24 protein-coding genes are annotated in these 25,055 nt (G+C 75.0%); 15 read left to right on the forward strand and 9 right to left on the reverse strand.

Features of this window, described 5'->3' with window-relative positions; all coding sequences use genetic code 11:
* Positions 1-161: 161 nt before the first annotated feature.
* Positions 162-737, forward strand: coding sequence for a TetR/AcrR family transcriptional regulator (locus ACFYWG_RS04070; protein WP_383500478.1), 576 nt, complete (start codon positions 162-164; stop codon positions 735-737).
* 69 nt (positions 738-806) lie between these two features.
* On the opposite strand, the gene ACFYWG_RS04075 is transcribed toward ACFYWG_RS04070, so the two are convergent.
* Positions 807-1,712: a LysR family transcriptional regulator gene (locus ACFYWG_RS04075; protein ID WP_389199138.1), complete on the reverse strand. Its 906-nt coding sequence runs from the start codon at positions 1,710-1,712 to the stop codon at positions 807-809.
* 115 nt (positions 1,713-1,827) lie between these two features.
* Here ACFYWG_RS04075 and ACFYWG_RS04080 point away from each other — a divergent pair, with 115 nt between their 5' ends.
* Entirely contained in the window at positions 1,828-2,043 is a 216-nt protein-coding gene (locus ACFYWG_RS04080) for a hypothetical protein (RefSeq protein WP_376324939.1), read from the forward strand.
* Between the two features lie 52 nt (positions 2,044-2,095).
* Here the strand turns inward: ACFYWG_RS04080 and ACFYWG_RS04085 are convergent, their stop codons facing one another.
* Together ACFYWG_RS04085 and ACFYWG_RS04090 are read right to left on the reverse strand one after the other, a co-directional pair.
* Positions 2,096-3,049, reverse strand: coding sequence for a hypothetical protein (locus ACFYWG_RS04085; protein WP_389199140.1), 954 nt, complete (start codon positions 3,047-3,049; stop codon positions 2,096-2,098).
* Positions 3,046-4,716: a protein kinase gene (locus ACFYWG_RS04090; protein WP_389199142.1), complete on the reverse strand. Its 1,671-nt coding sequence runs from the start codon at positions 4,714-4,716 to the stop codon at positions 3,046-3,048. Before ACFYWG_RS04090 ends, ACFYWG_RS04085 begins: the two co-directional genes overlap by 4 nt.
* Positions 4,717-5,133: 417 nt before the next feature.
* Between ACFYWG_RS04090 and ACFYWG_RS04095 the strand changes: the two genes are divergently transcribed.
* The 3 genes from ACFYWG_RS04095 (at position 5,134) to ACFYWG_RS04105 (ending at position 8,049) form a co-directional block, all read left to right on the forward strand.
* A complete protein-coding gene (locus tag ACFYWG_RS04095; RefSeq protein ID WP_389199144.1) occupies positions 5,134-6,060 on the forward strand; it encodes a YihY/virulence factor BrkB family protein in 927 nt (308 codons plus the stop codon).
* 98 nt (positions 6,061-6,158) lie between these two features.
* Positions 6,159-7,367 carry a CaiB/BaiF CoA transferase family protein gene (locus tag ACFYWG_RS04100; RefSeq protein ID WP_376324929.1) on the forward strand — a complete coding sequence of 403 codons (1,209 nt, stop codon included), beginning with the start codon at positions 6,159-6,161 and terminating at the stop codon, positions 7,365-7,367.
* A 172-nt stretch (positions 7,368-7,539) separates the two neighbouring features.
* On the forward strand, positions 7,540-8,049 hold the full coding sequence (locus tag ACFYWG_RS04105) for a GNAT family N-acetyltransferase (protein WP_389199146.1): 510 nt from the start codon (positions 7,540-7,542) through the stop codon (positions 8,047-8,049).
* Between the two features lie 9 nt (positions 8,050-8,058).
* Here ACFYWG_RS04105 and ACFYWG_RS04110 read toward each other — a convergent pair whose 3' ends face one another.
* Positions 8,059-9,039, reverse strand: a complete 981-nt coding sequence (locus ACFYWG_RS04110) for a TerC family protein (RefSeq protein ID WP_383500501.1) — start codon at positions 9,037-9,039, stop codon at positions 8,059-8,061.
* A 226-nt stretch (positions 9,040-9,265) separates the two neighbouring features.
* On the opposite strand from ACFYWG_RS04110, the gene ACFYWG_RS04115 reads away from it, so the two are divergent.
* From ACFYWG_RS04115 to ACFYWG_RS04125, 3 genes are all read left to right on the forward strand, one after another.
* Entirely contained in the window at positions 9,266-9,721 is a 456-nt protein-coding gene (locus tag ACFYWG_RS04115) for an archease (protein ID WP_383500659.1), read from the forward strand.
* A 62-nt stretch (positions 9,722-9,783) separates the two neighbouring features.
* On the forward strand, positions 9,784-10,236 hold the full coding sequence (locus tag ACFYWG_RS04120) for a YbhB/YbcL family Raf kinase inhibitor-like protein (RefSeq protein ID WP_376324918.1): 453 nt from the start codon (positions 9,784-9,786) through the stop codon (positions 10,234-10,236).
* Positions 10,237-10,392: 156 nt separating this feature from the next.
* A complete protein-coding gene (locus tag ACFYWG_RS04125; protein WP_389199460.1) occupies positions 10,393-11,655 on the forward strand; it encodes an MFS transporter in 1,263 nt (420 codons plus the stop codon).
* A 78-nt stretch (positions 11,656-11,733) separates the two neighbouring features.
* On the opposite strand, the gene ACFYWG_RS04130 is transcribed toward ACFYWG_RS04125, so the two are convergent.
* The 4 genes from ACFYWG_RS04130 to ACFYWG_RS04145 form a co-directional block, all read right to left on the reverse strand.
* Positions 11,734-12,162 carry a VOC family protein gene (locus tag ACFYWG_RS04130; protein WP_383500504.1) on the reverse strand — a complete coding sequence of 143 codons (429 nt, stop codon included), beginning with the start codon at positions 12,160-12,162 and terminating at the stop codon, positions 11,734-11,736.
* A gap of 521 nt (positions 12,163-12,683) precedes the next feature.
* Entirely contained in the window at positions 12,684-14,237 is a 1,554-nt protein-coding gene (locus ACFYWG_RS04135) for a serine/threonine-protein kinase (RefSeq protein WP_389199150.1), read from the reverse strand.
* Entirely contained in the window at positions 14,234-15,028 is a 795-nt protein-coding gene (locus ACFYWG_RS04140; RefSeq protein WP_389199152.1) for a serine/threonine protein kinase, read from the reverse strand. Before ACFYWG_RS04140 ends, ACFYWG_RS04135 begins: the two co-directional genes overlap by 4 nt.
* A 251-nt stretch (positions 15,029-15,279) precedes the next feature.
* Positions 15,280-16,260: a hypothetical protein gene (locus ACFYWG_RS04145; RefSeq protein ID WP_389199154.1), complete on the reverse strand. Its 981-nt coding sequence runs from the start codon at positions 16,258-16,260 to the stop codon at positions 15,280-15,282.
* 365 nt (positions 16,261-16,625) lie between these two features.
* Here ACFYWG_RS04145 and ACFYWG_RS04150 point away from each other — a divergent pair, with 365 nt between their 5' ends.
* From ACFYWG_RS04150 to ACFYWG_RS04160, 3 genes are all read left to right on the forward strand, one after another.
* Positions 16,626-17,075, forward strand: a complete 450-nt coding sequence (locus tag ACFYWG_RS04150; protein ID WP_383500516.1) for a spore-associated protein — start codon at positions 16,626-16,628, stop codon at positions 17,073-17,075.
* 411 nt (positions 17,076-17,486) lie between these two features.
* The gene (locus tag ACFYWG_RS04155) at positions 17,487-18,920 is read left to right on the forward strand and encodes an amidase (RefSeq protein WP_389199156.1); all 1,434 of its coding nucleotides are present in this window, start codon (positions 17,487-17,489) and stop codon (positions 18,918-18,920) included.
* Positions 18,921-19,093: 173 nt separating this feature from the next.
* A complete protein-coding gene (locus ACFYWG_RS04160) occupies positions 19,094-19,540 on the forward strand; it encodes a type II toxin-antitoxin system PemK/MazF family toxin (RefSeq protein ID WP_389199159.1) in 447 nt (148 codons plus the stop codon).
* Here ACFYWG_RS04160 and ACFYWG_RS04165 read toward each other — a convergent pair.
* The gene (locus ACFYWG_RS04165; protein ID WP_389199161.1) at positions 19,503-20,339 is read right to left on the reverse strand and encodes a TIGR02452 family protein; all 837 of its coding nucleotides are present in this window, start codon (positions 20,337-20,339) and stop codon (positions 19,503-19,505) included. The two genes, ACFYWG_RS04160 and ACFYWG_RS04165, sit on opposite strands and share 38 nt — an antisense overlap.
* Positions 20,340-20,629: 290 nt before the next feature.
* On the opposite strand from ACFYWG_RS04165, the gene egtA reads away from it, so the two are divergent.
* From egtA to egtD, 4 genes are read left to right on the forward strand one after another with little or no spacing between them, the layout of a single operon-like run.
* On the forward strand, positions 20,630-21,931 hold the full coding sequence (gene egtA / locus ACFYWG_RS04170; protein ID WP_383500527.1) for an ergothioneine biosynthesis glutamate--cysteine ligase EgtA: 1,302 nt from the start codon (positions 20,630-20,632) through the stop codon (positions 21,929-21,931).
* The gene (gene egtB, locus ACFYWG_RS04175; protein ID WP_389199163.1) at positions 21,928-23,274 is read left to right on the forward strand and encodes an ergothioneine biosynthesis protein EgtB; all 1,347 of its coding nucleotides are present in this window, start codon (positions 21,928-21,930) and stop codon (positions 23,272-23,274) included. Before egtA ends, egtB begins: the two co-directional genes overlap by 4 nt.
* Complete coding sequence (egtC, locus tag ACFYWG_RS04180) at positions 23,274-24,062, forward strand: ergothioneine biosynthesis protein EgtC (RefSeq protein ID WP_389199165.1); 789 nt, start codon at positions 23,274-23,276, stop codon at positions 24,060-24,062. Before egtB ends, egtC begins: the two co-directional genes overlap by 1 nt.
* The gene (gene egtD, locus ACFYWG_RS04185) at positions 24,059-25,021 is read left to right on the forward strand and encodes an L-histidine N(alpha)-methyltransferase (RefSeq protein WP_383500536.1); all 963 of its coding nucleotides are present in this window, start codon (positions 24,059-24,061) and stop codon (positions 25,019-25,021) included. The genes egtC and egtD overlap by 4 nt, the downstream gene beginning before the upstream one ends.
* Positions 25,022-25,055 lie beyond the last annotated feature (34 nt).

Raw genomic sequence — 25,055 nt, forward strand, 5'->3', positions numbered from 1 at the left:
GCGGGGCAGGTGGGCCGCGTCCGGCCGCCCCGGGCTGTCCCGCACGGACGGCACGCCGATACGATGGGAACAAGCGGACAGTTGTCCGTTACCCGGAAACGTAACGGACAACTGTCCGCTTAACAAGGGCCGGGTTTCGGCCATCACCGCGAGGAGGGTCCGTGGGCCAGAACAAGCAGGTGCCTCTGCGCTCGGACGCGCAGCGCAACCGCGCGCGCATCCTGGAGGTCGCGCTGGCCGAACTGACCCGCTCGGCCGACACCCCGCTGAGCACGATCGCCAGGAAGGCGGGCGTCGGGCAGGGGACCTTCTACCGCCACTTCCCCACCCGCGAGGCCCTGGTCCTGGAGATCTACCGCCACGAGATGCAGCAGGTCGCCGACACCGCGGCCCCCCTGCTGTGCAGCCGGGAACCCGACCGGGCGCTGCGCGAGTGGATGGACGGGCTGGCCCGGTTCGCCATGACCAAGGCGGGGCTGGCCGACGCGATACGGCAGGCCACCGGCGCACCGGGCGCGCAGAAGCCGGGCCACGCCCCGGTGACGGAGGCGGCCGAGAGCCTGCTGCGCGCCGCCGAGCAGGCCGGAACCATCCGCCCCGGGATCACGGTGGACGACCTGTTCCTCGCCATCGGGGGCCTGTGGACGCTCGACCCGCACGGCGACTGGCAGCCCAGGGCGACCCGCCTGCTGGACCTCGTCATGGACGCGCTCCGCGTCGGGGCGCCCGGGCGGTGAGGGGTCCGGGGCGCCGGCGGGTCCCGGTCGCCGGCGTTCCGCGCCGGGGGTGTGCCGGGGCGCCGCTCGTCACCGCACCACCGAGGACGCCAGCTCGCGGAGTCCGGCCAGGGCGGCCGCCACGGCCGGGCGGGCGTCGGCGCCGCTCCTGACGCAGGTCACGAACGTGCGGTGGGGGTTGCCGGTGCAGGGGACGCGGCTGAGGGGCAGGTCCGGGTTGAGGCGGGCCAGGCGGGGGACGAGCGCGACGCCCAGACCCGCGGCGACCAGGTGGGCGGTGACGTTCCAGTCGAGGGCGTGGTGGACGATGTCCGGCGTGAACCCGGCGGCGCCGCAGGCGGACATGACGTGCGGGCGGCAGGGGCTCTGCGGCAGCGGCGCGATCCACTGCTCACGGGCCGCCTCGGCGAGACCGGTCGGGCCCCGCCCGGCCAGCCGGTGCCCCTCGGGCACGACCAGGTCGTAGGGATCGTCCAGCAGCGGCCGCTGGTCGAAGCGGGTGTCGCTCATCGGCGGGTTGCGCGGCGTGACCTCCACGACCGCGAGATCGGTGTCGCCCTCGAAGAGCCGGTCGAAGCTTTCCGGCACACCCGCCTCGGTGATCCGCACCGTGAGCCGCGGGTGCCGCTCCCCCAGCCGGACCGCCAGCGGCGCCAGCAGCACCGCCACGGCCACCGGGAACCCGGTCACCCGCAGCACCCCGGAGGGCGCGTCCTGCTCCGCCCGCAGGTCCAGTTCGGCCCGGTCCCAGCGGGCCTGGATGGCGTCCGCGTGCGCGAGCAGACTCTCGGCGGCCGGGGTGAGCCGGACGCCCCGCCCCTGGGGCTCCAGCAGGTCCACGCCGAGTTCGCGGGCGAGCTGACGGATCTGCTGGGAGGCGGCGGACGGGGTGACGTGCAGGGCCCGGGCGGCCGCGGTGACCGTGCCGTAGTGGGCGACCGCCCTCAGGACGTGCAGCCGGCGCAGGTCGATCATGCAGGCCAGGCTTCACAGTCGGCACCGCGAAGTCAACCTGGACGTGTACGGACCGTCCGGCGCACGCTGGTTGTGTCGCGACGTCCGGAAGTCCACGGGAGACGAGGAGCAGGTCATGACCAGCACCGCTGCCGGTGCCTGCCCGCACTGCGGGTGGCCGGACGGCTCGGAGCCGTTCCGGCTGCTGTCGCGGCACGCCACCGCGACCGGCCGCACGGAGTGGACGCGCTGCGGGTGCGGCTCGCTGCAGGTCCGGGTCGTGGACGGCCGCGGGAGCCGAGTCGTCTCCCGCAGCGGTCCGGCGCCGGCGCCGGGGCCCGTGCGGTCCTGAGCGCCCCGGGCCGCACGCCCCTGCCCGGCGGCGGAGGGCGCTGGCCGGCCCGTCAGGGGCAGGAGTACGTGAACCCCGCGGCGGCCGTGCGGGAGACCGGGGAGATGATGCGCAACTCGGCGCGGGCCTCTCGCTCGCCCTTGCCCTGGAAGGTCCACCGCAGGTGCAGGCGCGCCTGCTTGCGGCCCCGGACCAGTTCCTCCTCCAGCACGCCGGACGACGTGCCGTCGCTGCGGACCCAGCGGTAGGTCAGCGTGCCCGGGCGGCCGTTGGTGGTGACGAGGCCGGTGACGTCCGCGGTGCCGCCGCAGCCCAGAGTCGAGGGCCGGGCGGTGACCGTCACGGAGCCGACCGTCAGCGGCGGTCCGAGGCGCTGCCAGGCGAGGAACGCGAGGACGCAGAGCACGACCAGCGCGGGCAGGGCGTGCCGGCGCAGCCGGCGGCCCGCGGGTGCGGGGCGCTGCGGCAGGGCGGGCAGCGTCCGGTGGGTGCGCCCGGCGGCGGTGACGCCGGGCCCGAAGCGCAGCACCGTCCCCTCCACGCGGTCGGGCGCCGCCGACGGGGCGTCCGGCCCGCCGGGCCGCTCCACGAGGGTGCGGTCCTCATCGGGGCGCTGCACCCAGTGACTGGCGAGCACGGTGGCGCTGTACTCGGCGTCCGCGGAGCGGGCCGGCTCCACGGTCCCGGTCCCGGTCTCGGTCTCGGCGGGCGCGGCGTCGGTCGAGCACGACAGCGCAACGGTCGCGGAGGAGCCGGCGTCGGCCGCACCGGAGAGCGCGACGGTCTCGGACGAGGCGGCGTCAGCCGCGCCCGAGAACACCACGGTCTCGGAGGCTCCGGCGTCAGCCGCACCCGAGAACACCACGGTCTCCGAGGAGCCGGCGTCGGGCGGACCGGAGAGCGCAACGGTCTCGGAGGAGCCGGCGTCGGCCGGGTGGGTGAACGGCACGGTTCTCGCGCTGTCGGTGCCGGAGGCGGCGGGACGGTCGTCGTCGCGGGCTGTCATCGCAGGTCGCACCGCCTGGTCAGCAGCTGCTGCGAGGCACCGCCGCCCGCCGCGGCCGGGGACGTCGTGGCCTGCGCCGTCCAGTAGCAGCCGGTTCCGGTGAAGGTGTGATCGACGGTGAGCGTGTACCGGGTGGCGCCGCTGCGCTCGAACGTCAGGGGCGCCCCGTCCCCGGCGCCCGCCTGCCCCGCCGTGTCGCCCGAGAACCAGGACACGGTGATCGAGACCGGCCCCGTGCCGTCCGTGGTGATCCCGACGGTCGCCGTGGCGGTGGTGGGGCCGGTCTGCCGGAAGCCCGACACGGTGACGTCCTTCACGGCCGGTGCGGCGGGCGCCGTGGGACCGGCGGGTGAGGCGGGGGCGGTGGTCGTCGGCGCGGCCGGGGTGGACGGCGCGTCCGGCGGGGTCGGCGCGCCGGCGTCCGTCTCGGCGGCCGGGGACGGGGACGCGCCGCTGCCGGTGGCCGCCGGGGGCGAGGCGGAGGCACCGGGTCCCGGCGGGACGCCGCCGGATGCGGTGGGTGAGGCGGACGGGGAGAGCGCCGTGTCCGTCGGGACCGGGGAACCCTCGGTCTGCGCCCCGGACCCCGCTCCGGTGGTCGCCAGGGCCTGCGCCGTCCCCTGCGCCGCGGCTCCCGGGTCGTACGACAGCCCTTGGGTGAGCACGGCGCCCAGCAGCACGGCGGCCGCGGAGACGAGCAGGCCGGCGCGGCCGGGCAGCCAGGCGCGGGCCGGGCCGGGGCCCGGCTGAGGGCGCAGGACCGTGCGTGCGGTGTCGGTGGTGGTGCGGGGTGTGCCGCGGTGCGAGGGCAGCAGCAGCGGCAGCAGGGCCACCAGGGCGGCGAGCCGTGCGCGCCCGCGCCCTTCCCAGTCGGGGCCGTAGGCGCTGCCCGCGGCGGCTTCCAGCTCGGCGACGAACGCCTCCGCCCCGGCGGGCCGCCGGGCCGGGTCCTTGGCGAGGCCGCGGCGCACCAGCTCGCGCACCGCCTCGGGGACCTCCTCGGCGGGGACGGGCGCGTCGACGTGCTGCAGCGCGAGTTCCGCGAGGTTGCCGCCCGGGTACGGCTTGTGTCCCGTCAGGCACTCGAAGAAGGTGGCCGTCGCCGCGTACACGTCGGCGGCGGGTGAGGCGGGGGCGCCGGTCCACTGCTCGGGGGACATGTAGGCGGGGGTGCCCGCCACGCCCGCGCTGGTGCCGGCGTCCACCGCGATGCCGAAGTCGACGAGCGTGGAGGTCCCGTCCGGCACGACCAGGACGTTCTCCGGCTTGTAGTCGCGGTGCACCACGCCCACGCGGTGCGCGTCGGCCAGACCGAGCAGCGACCCCTTGAGGACCGTGAGCGCCGCCTCGGGCTCCAGCGGGCCCTGCCGCTTCAGCAGGGCGCGCAGGCTGACGCCGTCGACCAGTTCCATCACGATGGCGGCGCCGTCCGGGCTCTCCACGTACTCGTACAGCCCGGCGACGTGCGGGCTGTCCAGGCCGGCGAGCAGGCGCGCCTCGGCCCGGAAGCCGTGCACGAAGCCGGGCCGGGTGCGCAGGGACTCGCCGAGGTACTTCACGGCCACGGGCACGCCGGTCCCCTCGTGCACGGCGAGGACGACCCGCCCGCTCGCCCCCGACCCGAGTTCGAGCGACTCGGTGTATCCGGGCACCGCCCATGTGTTCATTCCAGCCCCCCGAGGCCCAGCGCCGGTGAAGCCCCGCCCCCCGGCGGAGCGGCCCGGCCGCGTTGAGAGACACATTTCCGGCCACCGCGGTTGCGGGGCAAGCCCCCGGACGGCGGACGAGCCGCGCCGCGGCCGGGAATCGGGGCAGGCGGCCGCGTGAAGCGGCGTTGCCGGGGCACCAGCGCCGACAGGAGCGGTGCGGGCGGTGACGGGTCGAGAGGTGGCACGGGATGAGCAGGCTGCGCGCGGGTGGGGGGCGCCCGCCCGGAGGCGCCGGCGGCACGCACAGTGCCGGCGGCACGCACGGTGACGCAGGAACCCGCGGCCCGGACGGCATCCGCGGCGCATGCGGCGGTCCGCGAAGCACCCACGGCCCGGGCGCGCACGTCGGCACCGGCTCCGCGCACCGGACGTCCCGTGGCCACTGAGACCCGGGCGGCGGGGCTGCCCCGCCCCCGCCTGCGGGCCGCCTGGTGGCCGGCGCTGCGGCGCACACCGGTGTCGCTGTGGAACGACGACGTCTCGGACTACGCGGCGGCGCTGACGTACTACGCCATCCTGGCGGTGCTGCCCAGCCTGCCCGCGACGGTGCTGGCGTTCGGCATGGTCAGCCCCGGCACGGCCGCCGAGTTCGTCTCGCACGTCAGCGCGTACGCGCCCGCCCAGTCCGGGCCGGAGCTGCACGCCGTGCTGAGCCGGGCACTCGGCACGGGGGGCACCGCCTGGTCACTGCTGGCGGTCGCCGCGGCCAGCGCGCTGTGGTCGGCGACCAGCTACCTGGCGGTGTTCCGCCGCGCCCTGCACGCCATGCACCGGGTGACGGACCACCGTTCGCCCTGGCGCAGGGCGCACCGGATCCTGCTCACCGCGCTGGTGCTGCTGGGGGTGCTCCTGGTCGGCTCGCTCACGCTGCTGCTGACCGGTCCGCTGGCGGAGGCCCTGGGCCGGGCGCTCGGGCTGGACTCGACCGCCGCCTGGGCCTGGAGCCTGCTGCGCTGGCCGGTCCTGCTGTGCCTGGTCGCCCTGCTGGTCGTGGTCGTCTTCCACACCGGCCCGGTCGAGGCCCGCCGTCGCCGGCGCAGCCTGCCGGGCGGGATCCTGGCCGCCCTGCTCTGGCTGACCGTCTCCGCGGGCTTCTCCGTGTACGCCTCCACACTCGGCACGTACAGCAAGCTGTACGGCTCGCTGGCCGGTGCCGTCGTCTTCCTGGTGTGGCTGTGGCTGTCCAACCTCGCCCTGCTGACCGGCGCGCAGTTCGCCGCCGAACTGGCCCTGGACGCGGAACCCGGGCCGGAGGCGGGCGCCGGGGAAGGGGCTGCTCCTCAGCGGCGGCCGGTTCCCTAGGCCGTGTCCCCCGGTGGCACCACCCGTCCCGCGCCGGGGTGATCCGCCTGGGGCAGACTGTCCGGGCGCGTCCCTACGAGGTACAGGAGCCTTACGGCATGAGCGTGCAGCGCCACCCCCTCGCCGGGGTCACGGTGGTCAGCCTGGAGCAGGCCGTGGCCGCGCCCTACGCCACCCGGCAGCTCGCCGACCTCGGCGCGCGCGTGATCAAGGTGGAGCGGCCGGGCGGTGGCGACTTCGCCCGCCGGTACGACACGACGGTCCACGGCCACTCCAGCTATTTCGTGTGGCTCAACCGCTCCAAGGAGTCCCTCACCCTCGACCTGAAGGACCCGCGAGGCCGGGAGGTCCTGCACGACCTGCTCGACGGCGCCGACGTGTTCGTGCAGAACCTCGCCCCGGGAGCCGCCGCCCGGCTCGGTCTGGACGCCGCGGCGGTCACCGAGCGGCGCCCCGGCCTGATCCCGTGCACGATATCCGGCTGGGGCACCACCGGCCCGTGGGCCGACCGCAAGGCGTACGACCTGCTGGTGCAGTGCCAGACCGGACTGGTGTCGCTGACGGGCACGCCGGAGGGGACCGCCCGCACGGGCATCTCCGTCGCCGACATCGCCGCCGGCATGTACGCCTACAGCGGTGTCCTCACGGCCCTCTACACCCGTGCCACCACCGGCGAGGCCCACCCGGTGGAGGTGTCCCTGTTCGAGGCGCTCGCGGAGTGGATGGGGCAGCCCGCCTACTACACCCGGTACGGCGGCGGCCAGCCTCCGCGCCTGGGCACGCAGCACGCCACGATCGCGCCGTACGGGACGTACACCGCCGCCGACGGCAGGGACGTGCTGTTCTCCATCCAGAACGAGCGCGAGTGGGCCGTGCTGTGCGAGACGTTCCTCGGGCGGCCCGAGCTGGCCGGTGATCCGCGCTTCGCCACGGCCTCCGACCGCGTCGCGCACCGCGGGGAACTCGACGCGGTCGTCGCCGAGCGCTTCGCCCGCTCCGACTCGGACCAGATCCTCGAGGACCTGGAGCGCATGGGCATCGCCTGCGCCGGGGTCAACGACGTCGCCGCGTTCCTGGACCACCCCGTGCTGGCCGCCCGCGGCCGCTGGACCGAGGTGGGGGTGCCGGGCGCGCCGGGCGCGCCGGGCGCCACCGTGGAGGCGCTGCTCCCGCCCGCCGACCTCGCGGGACTGCCCGCGCGCATGGACCCCGTGCCGGCGGTGGGCGAGCACACCGCGGCGATCCTCACCGAACTGGGCCGCACGGACCAGGAGATCGCGGCCCTGCGCACGGACGGCGTGATCTGACGCCGGCGCACCCGCCGGCCCCCGGGCCGACCGCCGGTCCGCGACCCCACCGTGTCCCCCTCACGCGAGCCGCGTTCTTTCCGCACCTGCGGTCATCGACCGGAGCCGGGGTGCTGCCCGGTCGGGTATTCCACGTGCGGTCCGGTCGTCCCGCGTGCTACTCCTCCCGGCTATGGGCGATCTTGTGACAGCGCGGCTCGTGCTCCATCCGATGACCGTCGGCGAGGCTGAACGACTGGTGGCGGGCGAGCCGGACGGCGGTGCCCGGTGGGCGCCCGGATACCCCACCGACGGGGACGTGTCCGCCGCCAGGCGCTTCCTGGACACCTGCGCCAGCACCGGTGATCCCCGACCGTTCGGCACCTACGAGATCCGGCGCCGCGAGGACGGTCGGGCGATCGGAGGCCTGGGTTTCCACGGACCCGCGGACGAGAACGGCAGCGTCACGATCGGCTACGGCCTCATCCCGTCGGCGCGAGGCGAGGGATACGCCTCCGAAGCCCTCCGCGGGCTGCTGCTGTTCGCGCGGGCACGCGGCATCACCTGCGTGAAAGGAGACGCCGACCACGACAACCTCGCGTCCCAGCACGTCATGACGGCAGCCGGCATGCGTCCGGCTGGAGAGGACGAACGCGTCAGGTACTTCGAGATCACCTGGACCGACACGACGGCGGAGAGCTGACCCACGCTCCTAGCGGGGTCCGGTGTCGCTCCTGTCCGCCTCCTCGGTCTGCTGCCGCTTCGAGGCGCGCAGGCTGGTGAACGTCGTCACGGCCAGGACCAGCACGATGAAGCCCAGGGAGAACGGGATACCGATCTCGGGCACGTGCACACCCGACTCGTGCAGGGCGTGCAGGAACAGCTTCACGCCGATGAAGCCCAGGATGATCGACAGGCCGTAGCTCAGGTGCACCAGCTTCTTGAGCAGGCCGCCGATGAGGAAGTACAGCTGGCGCAGGCCCATCAGGGCGAACGCGTTCGCCGTGAAGACGATGTACGGGTCCTGCGTCAGCCCGTAGATCGCCGGGATCGAGTCCAGGGCGAACAGCACATCGGTCGAGCCGATCGCGAGCATCACGACGAGCATCGGCGTCATGACCCGCTTGCCGTTCTCGGTGATGAACAGCTTCGTGCCGTGGTAGCGGTCGGCCACGCCGAAGCGCCGCTCGGCCAGCTTCAGCAGCTTGTTCTCCTGGTACTCCTCCTCGTGCTCCTCCTTGCGGGCGTCCTGGATCAGCTTCCAGGCGGTCCAGATCAGGAAGGCACCGAACAGGTAGAAGACCCAGGAGAAGGCCGAGATGATCGCCGCTCCGGCCGCGATGAACACACCGCGCAGCACCAGGGCCATCAGCACGCCGACCATGAGCACCCGCTGCTGGTACTGCGAGGGCACGGCGAACTTGGCCATGATCAGGACGAACACGAAGAGGTTGTCCACGCTGAGCGACTTCTCGGTGAGGTAGCCGGCGAAGAACTCGCCGGCGGGCCCGCCGCCGCCGAAGTACCACAGGCCGAGCCCGAACAGCACGGCCAGGACGACCCACACCACCGTCCAGGTCCCGGCCTCCCTGAGGGACACGTCGTGGGGTTTGCGGCCGATCAGGAAATCGACCCCGACGAGCAGGCACAGCGCCGCCACGGTCAGCAGCCAAACGGACAGCGAGACGTTCACGGGTGCTCCTGGTGCCGGCGGGAGAGGACATCGTCGGTCGTCCTGGCTGATTCCCACACCAGCGCCAGGTGAACGGATCGTCAAACCGGAGCGGCAGACGCACCACCGCACGACTCCCGGCTTACGCCCCCCCCGTGGGCCGATCATGGGGTGCGCGTCGCACCCGTCCGAGGTACGTGAGGGGCGGGTGTCGCATGGCTCGGGGCGGGTCGGGCAGGCGGTGTTCATGGGCGGTGACACGAGCGAGGGCGGGCACGTGCGGCAGCCGGGCGAGTGCGGGCACCGTACGGTGCCCCGTCCCGGCGACATCCGGATCGAGGCGTGGGCGGCGTGCCGGGAGCACTGCCTGGCCGAAGCGGTCCTGGCGATGGTGGAGACCTTCGCGGACGTCTCCGGGGTGCGGCCCACCGCCACGGGGAGAGTGCGCCTGCTGGACGCCAGCGACGACGACCTGCTCGCCGGCCTGCTGGACGAGATCATCTACCGGCTCGAGGAGTACGGCGAGATCCCCGTCGACGTGGAGGCCGACGAGGCCGACGGCGGCCTGGACGTGCGGCTCGCCGTCGCCGGCGTCGCGGACGTCGAGATCACGGGCAGGATCCCGACCGCGGTGGCCTGGGAGGAGCTGCGGATCGGCCCGGACCCGTACGGCTGGTCGTGCGCGGTGCGGGTGAACGCCTGAGACGACGGCCCGGGGACCCGGGGCGTGTGTCCCCATGGTGCGGCCGGGGTACACCGGAGCGCATGACCGGCTTGGAACTGCGCAGCGACGCGTTCGAGGACCACTCGTTCCTGGAGCGCCGGTACTCCTACGAGGGACCGAACCTCTCTCCGCCGCTGTCCTGGAGCGGCGTACCGGACGACGCCTCGGAACTGGTGCTGCTCTGCGAGGACCCCGACGCGCCCTCGGGAACCTTCACACACTGGGTCGTGGTCGGCATCGACCCGCACAGCGACGGCGTCGAGGCCGGGCACTGCCCGCCCGGTGGCACGGAACTCGTCAACGGCTTCGGCCAGCCCGGCTGGGGCGGACCGCACCCACCGCCCGGGGACGACGCCCACCACTACTGCTTCCGGCTCTACGCGCTGTCCGGCCCGTGCGTCCTGCCCGACGCGCCGCGCGCGGAACAGGTGCACGAGGAAGTGGACAGGAAACGCCTCGCGGACGGGACCCTGGTGGGTCTCTACCGGCGCTGAGCGGCGGCACGAACGGCGTGCCCGGCCCGCCTCCGGGCACAACGAGCGGTTGTGGGCACGCCGGTGGCGGTTGTTTGATCGCCCCGCCTGCTCGTCGCTTGGATGGCTCCCGGCCGACACCGGGTCGTCCGAGGGAGCGGGGAGTGTGTGCCGGGTATGGCGGGCGGGCCGTCGCTGGGGAGGCAGTTCGGGTGGCTGTGGGGTGCGTACGCGGCCAGCACGGCCGGTACCTGGCTGGCGTTCGACGCGTTCGCGCTGATCGCCGTTCTGGCGCTGGACGCGGGGCCGGCGCAGGTGTCGCTGCTGGCCGCCGCCGGGCCGGCGGTCGGCGCGCTGCTGTCGCTACCGCTCGGGCCCTGGGTGGAGGTGCGCCGCAAACGCCCCGTGATGATCGCCGCCGATCTCGTGCGGTGCGTGGTGCTGCTGAGTGTCCCGATGGCGTTCTTCCTGGACCGGCTGGGCTTCCTCCAGTTGCTGCTGGTGTCGGTGGCCGTCGCGGCGGCCGACATCACGTTCGGCGCGGCGGCCGGGGCGTATCTGAAGTCGCTGGTGCCGCGCGAGCACCTGCTGGTCGCGAACGGACGGTTCGAGGCGACGAACTGGACCGCCAGCATGGTGGGACCACCCCTGGGCGGGGCGGTGATCGGCCTGTTCGGGCCGGTGACGACGGTGCTGGCCGACGCGGTGAGCTACCTGCTGTCGGCGCTCGGCCTCCGGGCGATCGGCGCGGCGGGAAGCCCGGGGACGGTCGGGGCGGCGGCTGATGGCTCCCGGGCGAGGCCGCCGGCCCGGCCGAAGGCCGGGGACCTGCTCGGCGGCTGGCGGCACATCCTGGCCGACCCGGCACTGCGCTCCCTGTTCCTCAACACCGTCCTGGCCAACGCGTTGATCATGGCCGCCTCGCCTCCGCTGCTCGTCCTGATGGTCCACGACCTGCACTTCGCCCCCTGGCAGTACGCCCTGGCCTTCGCCGTGCCCTGCGCCGGGGGTCTGCTCGGTTCGCGCGCGGCCCCGCGTCTGGTCGCGCGGTACGGCCGCGACCGGGTGCTGCGCGCTGCCGGGACGCTGCGGGCCTGCTGGTCGGCGGCGCTGGCCTTCACCGGCCCGGGTACGCCGGGGCTGGTCCTGGTCATGGTGACGGAGTTCGGGCTGATCGCCTGCTGCGGCGTGTTCAATCCCGTCTTCGCGACCTTCCGGCTGGAGCGCACGCCGGCGGACCGGGTCACCCGCACGCTCGCCGCCTGGTCGGCCACCGGCAAGGCCACGACCGCGGCGACGACCGCGCTGTGGGGTGTGCTGGCCGCGACGGCGGGTCCGCGCGCGGCCATCGCCCTGGCGGGTGGCCTGCTGCTGGTCACCCCGCTGCTGCTGCCGCGCAAGGCGGACCTCGCGGAGAGCGCCCCGCAGCCGGTGGGCTAGCGGCGGGAGGGCCACTGAGCCCCGTGCGCACCGGGGGCGGACACGCGTCCGTGCGCCGCCCCCGGCCGCCCTGCGGGCTCAGACGGCCCCGGGCACGTCCTCCGTGACACCGTTCAGCGGGGAGTCCGGGTCGGTGCCGTACGGGCGCGTGATGATCTCCAGGCCGTGCCCGGCGGGATCGAGGAAGTACACGCCCCGGCCGCCGTCGTTGCGGTTGATGCGGCGGGGGTGGTTGCCGTGCGGATCGGCCTGGAGGGGGACACGGGCTTCGACCAGACGGTCGAGGGCCGCGTCGAACTCGTCCTCGGAGACGAGGAACGCGTAGTGCTGCATGGGGATGTCGGCGTCGATGGTGAGGAAGTCCAGGGTGACGCCGTTGGCGGTGGTCACCGGCAGGAACACCCCGGTGGGGGCGCCTACGCGAAGCCCCAGGATCCCGGCCAGGAAACGGGCGGACGTCTCCCGGTCGCGGGAGAGGACGATGGTGTGGTTGAACTCGACTGACACGGTCAATGCCTCCACGGGCATCTTCGCGGCGCCTCCATGCCTCACCCGGCCGGTGACCGGCACGCGATGCCGCGCGGAGGATCGTAGGCAGCGGCGGCCGGCAGCGTCGAGCGGTTTTCGGCCGTGTCCCGCCTCGGGAGCGCCGAGCGGTTCCCGGCCGTCCCCGCCCGGGGAGCGCCGGGCGGTCGCCGGCACAGCGTCGTCCGGCCGCATGCCCCACCGCACGCCCCGCCGTCCGTCCGCCGGTGTGGCACCACCCGCCGGTCTGCCCGCCCGCGCGGCGTGGGAGGTCCTGACAGGTGTCAGGACCGCGGCCACCGCCCGGGTTCCTAGAGTGAGCGGCGCGGGGCTGCGGCACCCGCAGGGGCGCGCCGGGCAATCGGCCGGCGAACGTCCCGGGGGGCGGTCGGCCGCGGCCGTGACGGCAACGGGGGACGAGCGGTGGGCGGGGCCCTACGGGTCCGGCCCACCGCTCGCGTCCACGGCCGCGGTGCGCCCGCCCGCTGCGGCGCCCGCCGGGGTCAGCGCAGGTACTGGGCGTGGTAGCGCAGCACCTTGGCGACGTGCGGCCGGACCCGTTCGGGGACGCCGCGCTCCTCGATGACGGTGCGGTCGCTGGTGCGGTAGCCGGCGGCCACCAGTGCGGGCAGGTCCTTCTTCGGCAGTCCGGCCTCCTTGAAGCGCTGGTCGAGCCAGCACACGTATCCGGCCATCGTGGAGATCGCGTCCGGCGGTGACATGTGGTCCTTGTCGCCGTCCCCGTCGCCGTCCACCGCCCAGGCCCGGAACACCGACGGCGTCCACATGGCGATGCCGTACTCGTCGACCGCCGGGCGGGAGGCCTTCGGGTCGAATCCGCTCTCCGCCTTGACGAGCGCGGCGAGCAGGGCGGGGGTGATCTCCTCGTCGGTGCAGCGGTGCGCGGCGCGGGTGATGACGTCGCGCAGCGACGCGGGGACGTCGGAGCTCTTCGGGATCTCGCCGGGCGCGTCGCCCTGCGGGCCGGTGGCGGCGGCCTGGGTGCGCCGGCCGCGGTCGTCGTCCCGATCGTCGCCGGTCCCGCCGAGCCACAGCGTCCCGCCGACCGCCGCGGCGGCCAGGACGGCCAACCCGGCCGCCAGGGCCGGGACCAGACGTCTGCGGCGGGGCTCCGGGACACCGGTGATCTCCTCGACCCGGGCGGCGACGCTCCGCGCCGTGTGCGGGAGCCGCCCGGCGTGGTCGGGTGCCAGGCAGTCGGCGATCAGCCGGCGCATGTCCTCGTCGAGTCCGGCGTCCAGCCGCAGGGCCGCGGTGCCGCGGGCGTAGGCCTGGGCGGCGAGCGAGCGTGCCCGGGCGGTGGCGCCCGGGAAGGGGTGCAGCCCGCCGGTGAGGACCTGGTGGGCGAGGACACCGAACGCCCAGACATCGGCGGTGGGCCGGACGACGGAGCCCTCGGAGCCGGTGCGCTGGGACCACCACTCGGGCGGCAGGTGGTCGAGCGTGCCGAGCGGCGGCAAGTGGGCGTGCGTACCGTCCAGTTCGGTGGCGAGTCCGAAGTCCGCGAGCCACACCCGGCCGCCGGGGCCCAGCAGGACGTTGGCGGGTTTGAGGTCGCCGTGCACCCACCCGGCGTCGTGCATATGGGCGAGTCCGGCGGCCACGCCGCGCAGGATGCGCGGGGCGTCGTCGATCGGCCCGCCCGTCGCGGCGGAGTCCAGCACGTCCTTCAGGCTGGCCTCGGCCCGGTCCATGACCAGGGCGATCGCTCCGTCGAGTTCGGGTGTCCCGGACGCCTCGACGGTGCACACGGCGTGGGTGCGCACGAGGTGCGGGTGGTCGGCCTCGGCGCTGAACCGGACCTCGCGGTCGACGAGTTCACCGAGCGCGGCACGCTGCCCGGGTGCCAGGGTGCCGGTGGGGAGCACCTTCACGGCGACGGGTGCGCCGTCGGCGACCGCGCGCCCCTCGTACACGGTGCCCCAGCCTCCGGAGCCGATGACCGGGCCCGTCTCCCAGTCGCCGATCCGGAAGCCCTCCGGCAACCGCGGCCGGGGCGCCTCCAGTTCGTCGTCCGGGGCGTCGTGCGTGCTCATACGCCGGCCTCCTGCGCGGCGGGGCGGCGGGCGCCGCGGGGCGGCAGCAGGCCGAGGTGTTCCTCGCGCACCAGCCCGAAGCGCAGGGCGACGGAGGCGAGCCGGGTGCGCTTGGCGCCGGTGCGGCCGCCGTCCGGTCCGGCCGCGGCCTCCTCCACCGGTTCCAGGCGGAGTTTGGCGAACGCCAGGTAGTCGATGTGGTAGTTGACCGCGGAACGCGTGAGGTCGCGGCAGGATTCCAGGGGCCGCAGCCGCTCCACGATCTGCCCGACCCCCGGCAGGGCCGAGTCCGCGGGGTCGCGCAGCCGGGGTTCGCACAGGGCGACCAGCACGAGGAAGTACTTCGACGTGGGGTCCAGGGCGAAGGGGTGGACGGTCTGTTCCCCGCCGCCCTGGGCGGACTGCTCGCCCAGGTAGGCGTGCTGGGGTGCGAACACCTTGAAGGTGGCGGTGCCGGACAGGGCGGGCAGCACCACGCGGGAGAACTCGAAGGGCACGGGCGCCCCGAGCCGGCCGGGTGCGACGGTCAGGTACTCGCCCGCGCCCTCCAGGTTCTCCACCACGTAGGACACGCTGCGGCTGAAGTTGGACAGCCGCCAGTAGTCGCCCGCCGCCTCCAGCTGGCCCGCGCGGCGGGAGATGCCGGGGTCCTTCAGGACGATGCGGACGCCGGCCGTGCCGCGTCCGAAGTCGGCGATGTCTCCCGGCCCGAGGTGGATCAGTTCCGGACTGCCCGTATCGTCCGCACCCCATCGGGTGGGACCGGGCAACTGCACGATGATGGTTTCCACGCGGACTCCCCCGCTGATGACGCCCCCGATTTGGTCGCCAGGATTGTAGGGCGGATCCCGTCCGCCGCGGAGGCGGCCGGGCCGTCCGCGCGGCGGGAGTGAGGCGTCGGGCAGGCGGCGGCCCGCATGGGCGGGGCAGTCGGTGACCGAAAACAACTCCCATGCGTAGCAAGGGAGTTGGGCGCCTATCGACCATGACCGGCGATACGGAGCCCGGCCGGCCGCCGCCTGCCCGACCGCCGGTTCCGGGCTCAGCCGAGGCAGATGACGAGCAGGCAGAGTGCGTCGGAGCGGGGGGCGGAGCCGGTGTCCCCCGGGGGCGTGTCGGGTGCGGTGGGGTCGGCCGCGGGCGGAGGCGTGGCGGGGGACTCCGGCTGCCCGGGCTCCGTTCCGGCCGCCGGGGGCGCGGCCGGTGAGGCGGCGCCCGGAGTGGTGGTGCCGGAGTCGCCGGGTGCGGAGCCGGCGGTGCCCGGGGCGGTGGCCCCGGTGCGCGCGGGTGTCGTCAGCGGCAGCTCGCGGGGGGCGGTGGCCGCGTCGGTGTGCGTGCCGGCGGGGGTGGTGCGGGGGTCGGCGGCCCGGGTCTGCTGGTGACGCGATGCGCGGGGGGTCTGCGGTGCCGCGCTGGAGGCGGATCGCGGGGTGTCGTACCGGCCCCGGTCGGGTCCGTCGGCATCGGGCGCCTGCGCCCCGGCGCCGCCCATGGGGGTGTCGCCCGGCGTGGTGGCCGCCTGCACACCGGGGGTGGCGTTGCCGTGCACGGCGGCGACGGTCAGTCCGCCGCCGACGAGGGCGACGGCGGTCGCCACCACGGCCCGCCGCTGGTTCTTCTTCCAGCGGGCCATCTGCCGGCGCCGCGCGGCCCGGCCCTGCGGGCGGCCCGTCCGGCCGTCGGCCGCACCGGGCTCCGCGGCCTCGGGCTCGTCGGGCACGGGCCCTGCGGCCACGGACCCTGCGGCGACCGGCTGTTCGGTCAGGGGCTGTTCGGCCGCGTCGGCATACGGGCCCACGTCCGGACGGAGGTCCGCGGGCTCCGGCAGGTCCGGCGTGGCCGGATACGGGACGGACGCGTCGTACCGCGGACCGGCGGCGGTGCCCCACACGGTCGGGACGGTGCTGCTCGCGGAGGCGCGGCCGTCGATGCCGCAGGGGTCGATGTCCGGGGCGTAGGCGCCGCACCCCGGGCAGACCAGGGCGCCGTTGAGGTGCCTGCGGCACGACGAGCAGTAGTCCATGTGTGGTGTTCCCGATCTGGCTGTTGCGGCGGCCCGCCGACCGCGACCTGGTGACGTTCGCACGCCGGAGCGAGCCGTAACGCTAACGAGACTTCGGCCGGGCGGTGTGCAGCCCGTGTGACACCCCTGCGCAGATCCTCGGGATCTCGCGTGTGCGACCGCCGACCGGGGAGTGGGCCACGCGCCGGAGGGGCAGACTCGGCCGGCGCCCCCGACGGCCCCGGGCCGCGCGCACGGAACCGGATCGTCAGGCCGGCTCGCCTCAACTCCCGCTATCGGCAAGGGAAATGGCGCACAACCCTTCGAGCGCTCCATGGGTCACACCCTGCAGGAGCAACCACCTCGAAGAGTTGCAAGGGGGAAATATGAGATTCACCCGTTCCGTCCTGTCCGCCTCCGCCGTGGCCGCGCTGTCCCTGGGCACCCTGACCGCCCTGGCGGCACCGGCCTCCGCCGCGCCCAACACCACCCCGCAGAAGGTCTGCGGCAGCGGGTACAAGACGGTCAACTCGGCGGCCCTCGGCTCGCTGGGGACGGTGTACCTGACCTACAACGCGTCCAACGGGCAGAACTGCGTGGCGACCATCCGCAACAACCCGGGCAGGGCCGTCACCATGTCCGCCTGGGCCTTCGTGCCGGACACGGAGGAGAGCCACTACGACGAGGGCCTGTTCACCTCCTACGCCGGTCCGACCTACGTCTACGGCAAGGGCCACTGCGTGGACTGGGGCGGCAGCATCGCCAACACCTACGTACAGGTGTACGGCTCCAACTGCGGCGCCCTGAAGGAGCACCGGGTCACCGGCACCCGCTGACCCCCGGCCGGGCCGTCTCCCCTCCACGACCACGAGAGGGAGGCGGCCCGTTCCGCTGCGTCGCCTTGCGTGCTGTTCCTTCGGTTCCGTGCGAGGCGGCGCAGGCGGTGGCTGCCGGGGCACCAGGGCCCGCGACGGACGAGGGAACGGCATCCGGCCGGCGCAGACCGTGCTCGACAGCACGGACGCGCGCAGGCTCGCGGAGGTCTACCGGGGCCTGCTGGGCCTCGTCTACCGCGCCGGGGACGAGCCCCACCGGCGAGAGCGTGACCCCCTTGTTTCGAACGAGACGAATGCGCCCACTGGGAAGGGTGTGGCCCCTGGGTGAACGTCCACTCCCCTCGAGGGCGTTCCGCCATCGGCCACCGGACGTTACCGTTCGGTAGAGAAGCTGCTTCCGGAGGTGTCCGCATGACGTCCGACCGTGCCGAAGGCCTGGCGGAGACCGCCCGCGCGCTGGCCGCCGGGGAGGTGACCTCCCGCGCGCTGGTCGAGCGCACGCTGGCCCGGATCGAGGCCGCGCAGGGCACTGTGAACGCCTTCCGGATCGTGCGCGCCGAGGCGGCCCTGGCGGAGGCCGAGGCCGCCGACCGCGAGCTGGCCGAGGGCGTGCGCAAGCCGCTGCTCGGGGTGCCCGTGGCGGTGAAGGACGACATGGACGTGGCCGGTGAGCCCACCGCCTTCGGCTGCTGCGGCGAGTTCCCGCCGGTCCCCTCGGACGGCGAGGCCGTACGGCGGCTGCGCGCGGCCGGGGCCGTGGTCGTGGGCAAGACCAACACCTGCGAGTTCGGGCAGTGGCCGTTCACCGAGGGTCCCGCGTTCGGCTCGACCCGCAACCCGTGGAGCACGGACCACACGCCCGGCGGTTCCTCGGGCGGTTCGGCCGCCGCCGTCGCCGCGGGGCTGGTACCCGCCGCGCTGGGCTCGGACGGGGCCGGTTCGGTGCGGATCCCGGCCGCCTGGACGCATCTGGTGGGCATCAAGCCGCAGCGCGGCCGCATCTCCACCTGGCCGCGCGGCGAGTCCTTCCAGGGCATCACCGTCAACGGCACCCTGGCCCGCACGGTGGCCGACGCGGCCCTGCTGCTGGACGCGGCGAGCGGGAACCACGACCTGGACCCGCACCGGCCGCCGGCGATCGACCTGTCGGCGGCCGTCGGACGCGACCCGGGGTGGCTGCGCGTCGCGCTGTCCCTGAATCCGCCCTTCACCGCCGTCCCCGCGCGGCTGCTGCCCGAGGTGCGCACCCGGGTCGTCGAACTGGCCGAGCGGCTCGCCCGCCTGGGCCACACGGTCGAGGAGGCCGACCCGCCGTACGGGCAGATCGGGCTGACCTTCGTCCCGCGCGCCACGGCGGGGATCGCCGAGCGGGTGGCCGAGGCGCCCTTCCCGGCGCTGCTGGACCGGCGCACCCGGGACGCGGCCCGGCTGGGCCGGCTGCTCGGCGGTGCGCCGCTCAGGGCGGCGCGGCGCGCGGAGGCCGTGCTGCACCGCCGGATCGGCGCCTTCTTCGACTCGTACGACATCGTGCTGGCGCCCACGACCGCCGCTCCCCCGCCCCGCATCGGCGCCCTGCTGGACCTGAGCGGGTTCGCCACCGACCGGGCCATGATCGCCGCCTGCCCCTACGCCTGGCCGTGGAACGTGCTGGGCTGGCCGGGGATCAACGTTCCGGCCGGGTTCACACCCGACGGCCTGCCCGTCGGCGCGCAACTGCTCGGCCCGGCGCACAGCGAGCCGCTCCTCGCGCAGGTGGCCGCGCAGCTGGAGGCGGAGCTGCGCTGGCAGGACCACTGGCCGTCACCGCCGGTCACGGCGGACGCGGCCGACGCGGCGGCCGCCTGACCGGACCCCCGGGGCCCCTCGCCGGAGCACGCGCGCGCGAGTCCAGTCCCGGGTCGCTCTCCGGAGCGCGTGTGCGCAAGTCCGGGTCCCCGGGGCCCTCGACGGTGCGCGTACGCGCGAGTGGGGCGAACCCCGGGGCGCACGCAGGGCAGGGCGGCCTCTAGGGTGCCCCCGTGAGCACGTACGCCGACGACCACGCCCCCGGCCGCCACGGCCCTTCCGCCACCGTCCAGGCCGACCCGCGCGGGACCGGCCCGGTGCGCACGGAGTACTCCCCCGCCTACGACGGCGATCCGGACCCGGGCGAGATCGTCTGGACGTGGGTGCCGTACGAGGAGAACGACGGCCGCGGCAAGGACCGGCCGGTCCTGGTCGTCGCCCGGGAGGCGGCGGGGACGTTCCTCGCCGTGCAGCTGTCCAGCAAGCGGCACGACGACGACCGGGAGTGGGTGCCGATCGGCAGCGGCCCGTGGGACCGCTCCGGCCGGGACTCGTGGGTGGACGTCGACCGGGTGCTGCGCCTGCACGAGGAGGGGATGCGCCGCGAGGCCTGCGCCCTGGACCGCATGCGCTTCGAGCTGGTCAGGCGCCGGCTGCAGGAGCGCTACGGCTGGAGCTGAACTGCCGCGCGAAGGCGGTTCGGACCAGGCCGCCCGGGGTGCGGTCGAGGATGCCGAGGACGACGTGGTCGAAGGCGGCGGCGAAGCGTCCGCCGGGACCCAGAAGGCCGTGGAACGCCGCCGCCACCTGGGCCGGGTCGTTGCGGAACACGCCGCAGCCCCAGGCCCCCAGGACGAGCCTCGGGTAGCCGTGGGCGGCGGCCGTCTCCAGGACGCGTTCCGCCCGCGCCGCCAGGGCGCGCGGCAGTTCGGCCGCCCGCTGCGGCGCCGTGCGGAGCACCACCCCCGCGTTCGGCGCGGCGGAGGTCAGGAAGCCGGCGGTGTACGGCTCGTCCAGCAGCCGGCCCCGGTCGTCGCGGAAGACCGGCACGCCGGGTGAGTGGATGACGCGGTCCGTGTAGAACGGGTCGCGGTGGGCGCGGTGGTGGTCGTAGAAGTCCGCGGCCCGCAGCAGGCAGGTGTGCAGGGCGGAGGCCCGGCACAGCGCCTCCTCCTGCGCCTGGGCGCCGTTCAGGTAACCGCCGCCCGGGTTGCGGGCCGAGGCGAAGTTCAGGACGGCCACGGACCCGCCCAGCCGGCGGGCGGCCTCCAGGCTGCTCTCGCCGGTGACCTCGATGCGCGTCCGCGTCACCCGGACGGCGGACACGGGAACGGGATCCGGTCCGAACAGGCGCGTGCCCTCCCGGGCCGCGCGCACCTGCTCGGCGATCCGCACCTCGCGGCCGCCGGGCGACCGGTAGGCGCCGGCCGCGACGATCCGCTCGGTCTCCCGCGCCACACCGCGCAGGCGCGCGCTCACGCCGCGACCCCCGTACGCGCCGTGACCGCGCGCCGCGCGGCCGTATCTGTCGTGCTCACGCAGGCATGGTGGTCGACGCCCGGACCGCGGCGCAACGGAGTTTCCGCGGCCGGAGAACGCACGGGGAAGCGCCGGGGAACACCGCACCACCGGAGACAACCGATCCGTGACGTCCCGATTTGCCCCCTTGTGGCGAGCGGGGCAACGGTCTTGGGTGGGACGAGTCGTCCGGCCCCGGGCGCCGAAGTGCCCGGACCGGTGGCATGGTGGAATCTCAGGAGGATCCCGACATGTCCGATTCGGTAAGTGGCTGTACCCGGCCACGCACCTCACTGTCCGAAGCCGAGGTCGAGGCACTGGTCCGCGGCATCTGCTTCAAGACCGGCCCGCCGCGCCGCCTCGGCGTCGAGGTGGAATGGCTCGTCCACGAGCTGCGCACCCCGCAGCTCCCCGTGACCCACGAACGACTCCGAGCGGCCCACGCGGCCGTGGGGGCTCTGCCCCTGCGCTCGGCGCTCACCGTCGAGCCCGGCGGCCAGCTGGAGCTCAGCTCGCCGCCCGCCGCCTCGCTGACCGAGTGCGTCGACACCGTCTCCGCCGACCTGGACGCCGTCCGCACGGCCCTGCGCCGGGACGGCCTCGCTCTCGTCGGTCTCGGCCAGGACCCCTGGCACGCACCCCGCCGGTTCCTGCGGGAGCCGCGGTACGACGCCATGGAGGCCTGCCTGGACCGCACCGGCCCGGCGGGCCGCGACATGATGTGCACCTCCGCGTCCGTGCAGGTGTGCGTCGACGCCGGCCACGAGGAACCCGGGCCCCTCGGCCACGTGCGGCGCTGGTGGCTGGCCCACCACCTGGGCGCGGTCCTGGTGGCGGCGTTCGCCAACTCCCCGCTCGCCGGCCGGCGGCCGACCGGCTGGCTCTCCACGCGCCAGCTGACCTGGACGCGGATCGGCGCCGGCCGGGCGGGCGGACCGCCCCTGGACGCCGACCCGCGCGGCGCCTGGGCCCGCCACGTCCTGGACTCCCCGGTGATGTGCGTGCGCGGCGACCGCGTTCCGTGGGAGGTGCCCGACGGGCTCACCTTCCGCGAGTGGGTCCGCACCGGCGCACCCCGCCCGCCCACCCGGGAGGACCTCGACTACCACCTGACGACGCTGTTCCCGCCGGTCCGGCCGCGCGGCCACCTGGAACTGCGCATGATCGACGCGCAGCCGGGCGACGACGGCTGGATCGTGCCGCTGGCCGTGACGGCGGCGCTGTTCGACGACCCGGAGGCCGCCGAGACCGCCTACCGGACCGTGAAGCCGCTGGCCGAGCGGACCCTGGGGCTGGCCGCGCCGAACAACCCGCTCTGGCGCGACGCGGCCCGTTCCGGCCTGGCCGACGCGGAACTGCGCGAGACGGCCGTCGTCTGCTTCACGGCCGCGCTCCAGGCCCTGCCCCGGCTCGGCGCCTCCCCGAAGGTCGTCGAGGCCGTCACGGCTTTTCTGGACCGTTACGTCGTCCCGGGCCGCTGCCCCGCCGACGATCTGCTCGACCGACAGCGCGCCGCGGACGGCCGCGCCCACGGGAAGGACCCGCGCTCATGACCGACACCCGTCCCGAGGCCGTCCCGGACTCCCCGGCCGCGGACCCCGAGGCGCTGCGCGAGCGCGCGGTCGCCGCGCTCGTCCTGGCACGCGACCGCACGACCCTGCTGACCAGCTGCGTCGAGGAGCCCGACCTGACCGCGCAGCACTCGCCGCTGATGTCGCCGCTGGTGTGGGACCTCGCGCACATCGGCAACCAGGAGGAGCAGTGGCTGCTGCGGGCCGTCGCCGGGCAGGAGGCGATACGCCCGGAGATCGACAGCCTCTACGACGCCTTCGAGCACCCGCGGGCCGAACGGCCCAAGCTGCCCCTGCTGGCGCCCGCCGAAGCCCGCACCTACGCGGCCGACGTGCGCGGCCGGGCGCTGGACGTGCTGGAGCGGACCGCGTTCGACGGCACCCGGCTGACGGAGGCCGGGTTCGCCTTCGGGATGATCGCCCAGCACGAACAGCAGCACGACGAGACCATGCTGATCACCCATCAGCTGCGCAAAGGCCCCCAGGCGCTGACGGCGCCCGACCCGGAACCGGTGCCGCTGTTCACCGGGCCGTCCGAAGTCCTGGTGCCCGGCGGCCCGTTCACCATGGGCACCTCCGCCGAGCCGTGGGCCCTGGACAACGAACGCCCCGCGCACCGGCGCGAGGTGGCCGCCTTCCACATCGACACCACCCCGGTGACCAACGCCGCCTACCGGGCGTTCATCGAGGACGGCGGGTACGACGACCCGCGCTGGTGGACGTCCGAGGGCTGGGCGCACATCCGCGGGCAGGGCATCCGCGCCCCGCTGTTCTGGCGGCGCGACGGCGGGCAGTGGCTGCGGCGCCGCTTCGGCGTGACCGAGGTGGTCCCGCCGGACGAGCCCGTGCTGCACGTGTGCTGGTACGAGGCCGACGCCTACGCGCGCTGGGCGGGACGCCGGCTGCCCACGGAGGCCGAGTGGGAGAAGGCCGCCCGGTACGACCCGGCCGGCGACCGTTCGATGCGCTACCCGTGGGGCGACGCCGATCCAGGCCCCGAGCACGCCAACCTCGGCCAGCGGCATCTGCGCCCGGCACCCGCCGGCAGCTACCCGGCCGGTGAGTCGCCGCTGGGCGTACGGCAGTTGATCGGCGACGTGTGGGAGTGGACGGCGAGCGACTTCCTGCCCTACCCCGGGTTCCGGGCTTTCCCGTACAAGGAGTACTCCGAGGTCTTCTTCGGCTCCGGCCACAAGGTGCTGCGCGGCGGCTCGTTCGCCGTGGACCCGGTGGCCTGCCGGGGCACGTTCCGCAACTGGGACTACCCGATCCGGCGGCAGATCTTCTCCGGATTCCGCACCGCCCGCTCCGCGGAGGAGAGCTGATGTGCCGTCATCTGGCCTACGTGGGGCCGGCCGAGCGGCTGGGCAGGCTGCTGGTGGAGCCCCCGCACGGGCTGTACCGGCAGTCGTGGGCCCCCCGCCGCCAGCGCCACGGGACGGTCAACGCCGACGGCTTCGGGGTGGGCTGGTACGCCCAGGGCGACCCGGTGCCGGCCCGCTACCGGCGGGCCGGGCCGATCTGGGCCGACCTGTCGTTCGCGGACCTGGCCCGGGTGGTGACGACCGAGGGCCTGCTGGCGGCGGTGCGCGACGCGACCCTGTCGGGTGCGGACGCCGAGGCCGCCGCGGCACCCTTCGCGGCGGGGACCTGGCTGTTCAGCCACAACGGGGCCGTCAAGGGCTGGCCCGGTTCGCTGGCCGCCCTGTCCCGGACGCTGCCGCACGAGGACCTGCTGTCCCTGGAGGCCCGCAACGACTCGGCGCTCGTGTGGGCGCTGGTGCTGGCGCGGCTGCGCAGCGGGGACGAGGAGGGCCAGGCCCTGGCCGACACCGTGCTGGAGGTCGCCGCCGCGGCCCCCGGCTCCCGGCTCAACCTGCTGATGGCCAACGGCGAGACCATCACGGCCACCGCCTGGGGCGACACGCTGTGGTACCTGACCCTGCCCGGCGGCGGCACGGTCGTGGCGTCCGAGCCCTACGACGACGACCCGCACTGGCGGGAGGTCCCCGACCGCACCCTGCTCGCGGCGAGCCGCACGGACGTGCTGCTCACCCCGCTGAAAGAGCCGGCCGACACCTTCGCGCCCACTCCCGAGGAGCCCCGCACGTGAGCCCGTTCCACCTGACCCGCACCCTGCCCGAGGACGCCACGGACGCCGCGCTGCGCGCCGACGTCCGGCGGGGCCTGACCGGCTCCCCCAAGACGCTGCCGCCCAAGTGGTTCTACGACGCCCACGGCAGCGACCTGTTCGAGGAGATCACCGCGCTGCCCGAGTACTACCCGACCCGCGCCGAACGGGAGATCCTCCTCGCGCGCTCCGGCGACATCGCCGCCGCGAGCGGGGCCCGCACGCTGATCGAACTGGGCTCCGGTTCCTCCGAGAAGACCAGGCACCTGCTCGACGCCCTGACGGACCTGCGCAGTTACGTGCCCGTCGACGTCAGCGGGAGCGCGCTCACCCAGGCCGGGGAGGCGCTGGCCGCCGAGCGGCCGGGCCTGGACGTGCACGCGCTGATCGCCGACTTCACCGCCGGCCTGGCGCTGCCGGACACACCGGGGCCGCGGCTGGTGGCGTTCCTCGGCGGCACGATCGGCAACCTCCTGCCCGCCGAACGCGCCCGGTTCCTCGCCTCCGTACGGGCCCTGCTCGCACCGGGCGACGCCCTGCTGCTCGGCACGGACCTGGTCAAGGACGAGGAGGTGCTGGTCCGGGCGTACGACGACGCGGCCGGGGTGACGGCCGCGTTCAACAAGAACGTCCTGACGGTGATCAACCGTGAGCTCGGCGCCGACTTCGACCTCGCGGGGTTCGACCACGTGGCCCGGTGGGATCCCGGGCACGAGTGGATCGAGATGCGGCTGCGGTCCCGTTCGGAGCAGACCGTGAAGGTGCCGGCGCTCGGGCTCGCCGTCGACTTCGCGGCGGGCGAGGAGATGCGGACCGAGGTGTCGGCGAAGTTCCGGCAGGAGGGCGTGCGCGCCGAACTGTCCGCGGCCGGGCTGGACCTGACCCACTGGTGGACCGACACCGGGGGGCGGTTCGCGCTGTCCCTGAGCACGGCCCGCTGACACCGCCCGTGCTCCGCGGCGGCGACGGCACGGG

The sequence above is a fragment of the Streptomyces sp. NPDC003456 genome (assembly GCF_042878735.1).
Taxonomy (GTDB): Bacteria; Actinomycetota; Actinomycetes; order Streptomycetales; family Streptomycetaceae; genus Streptomyces.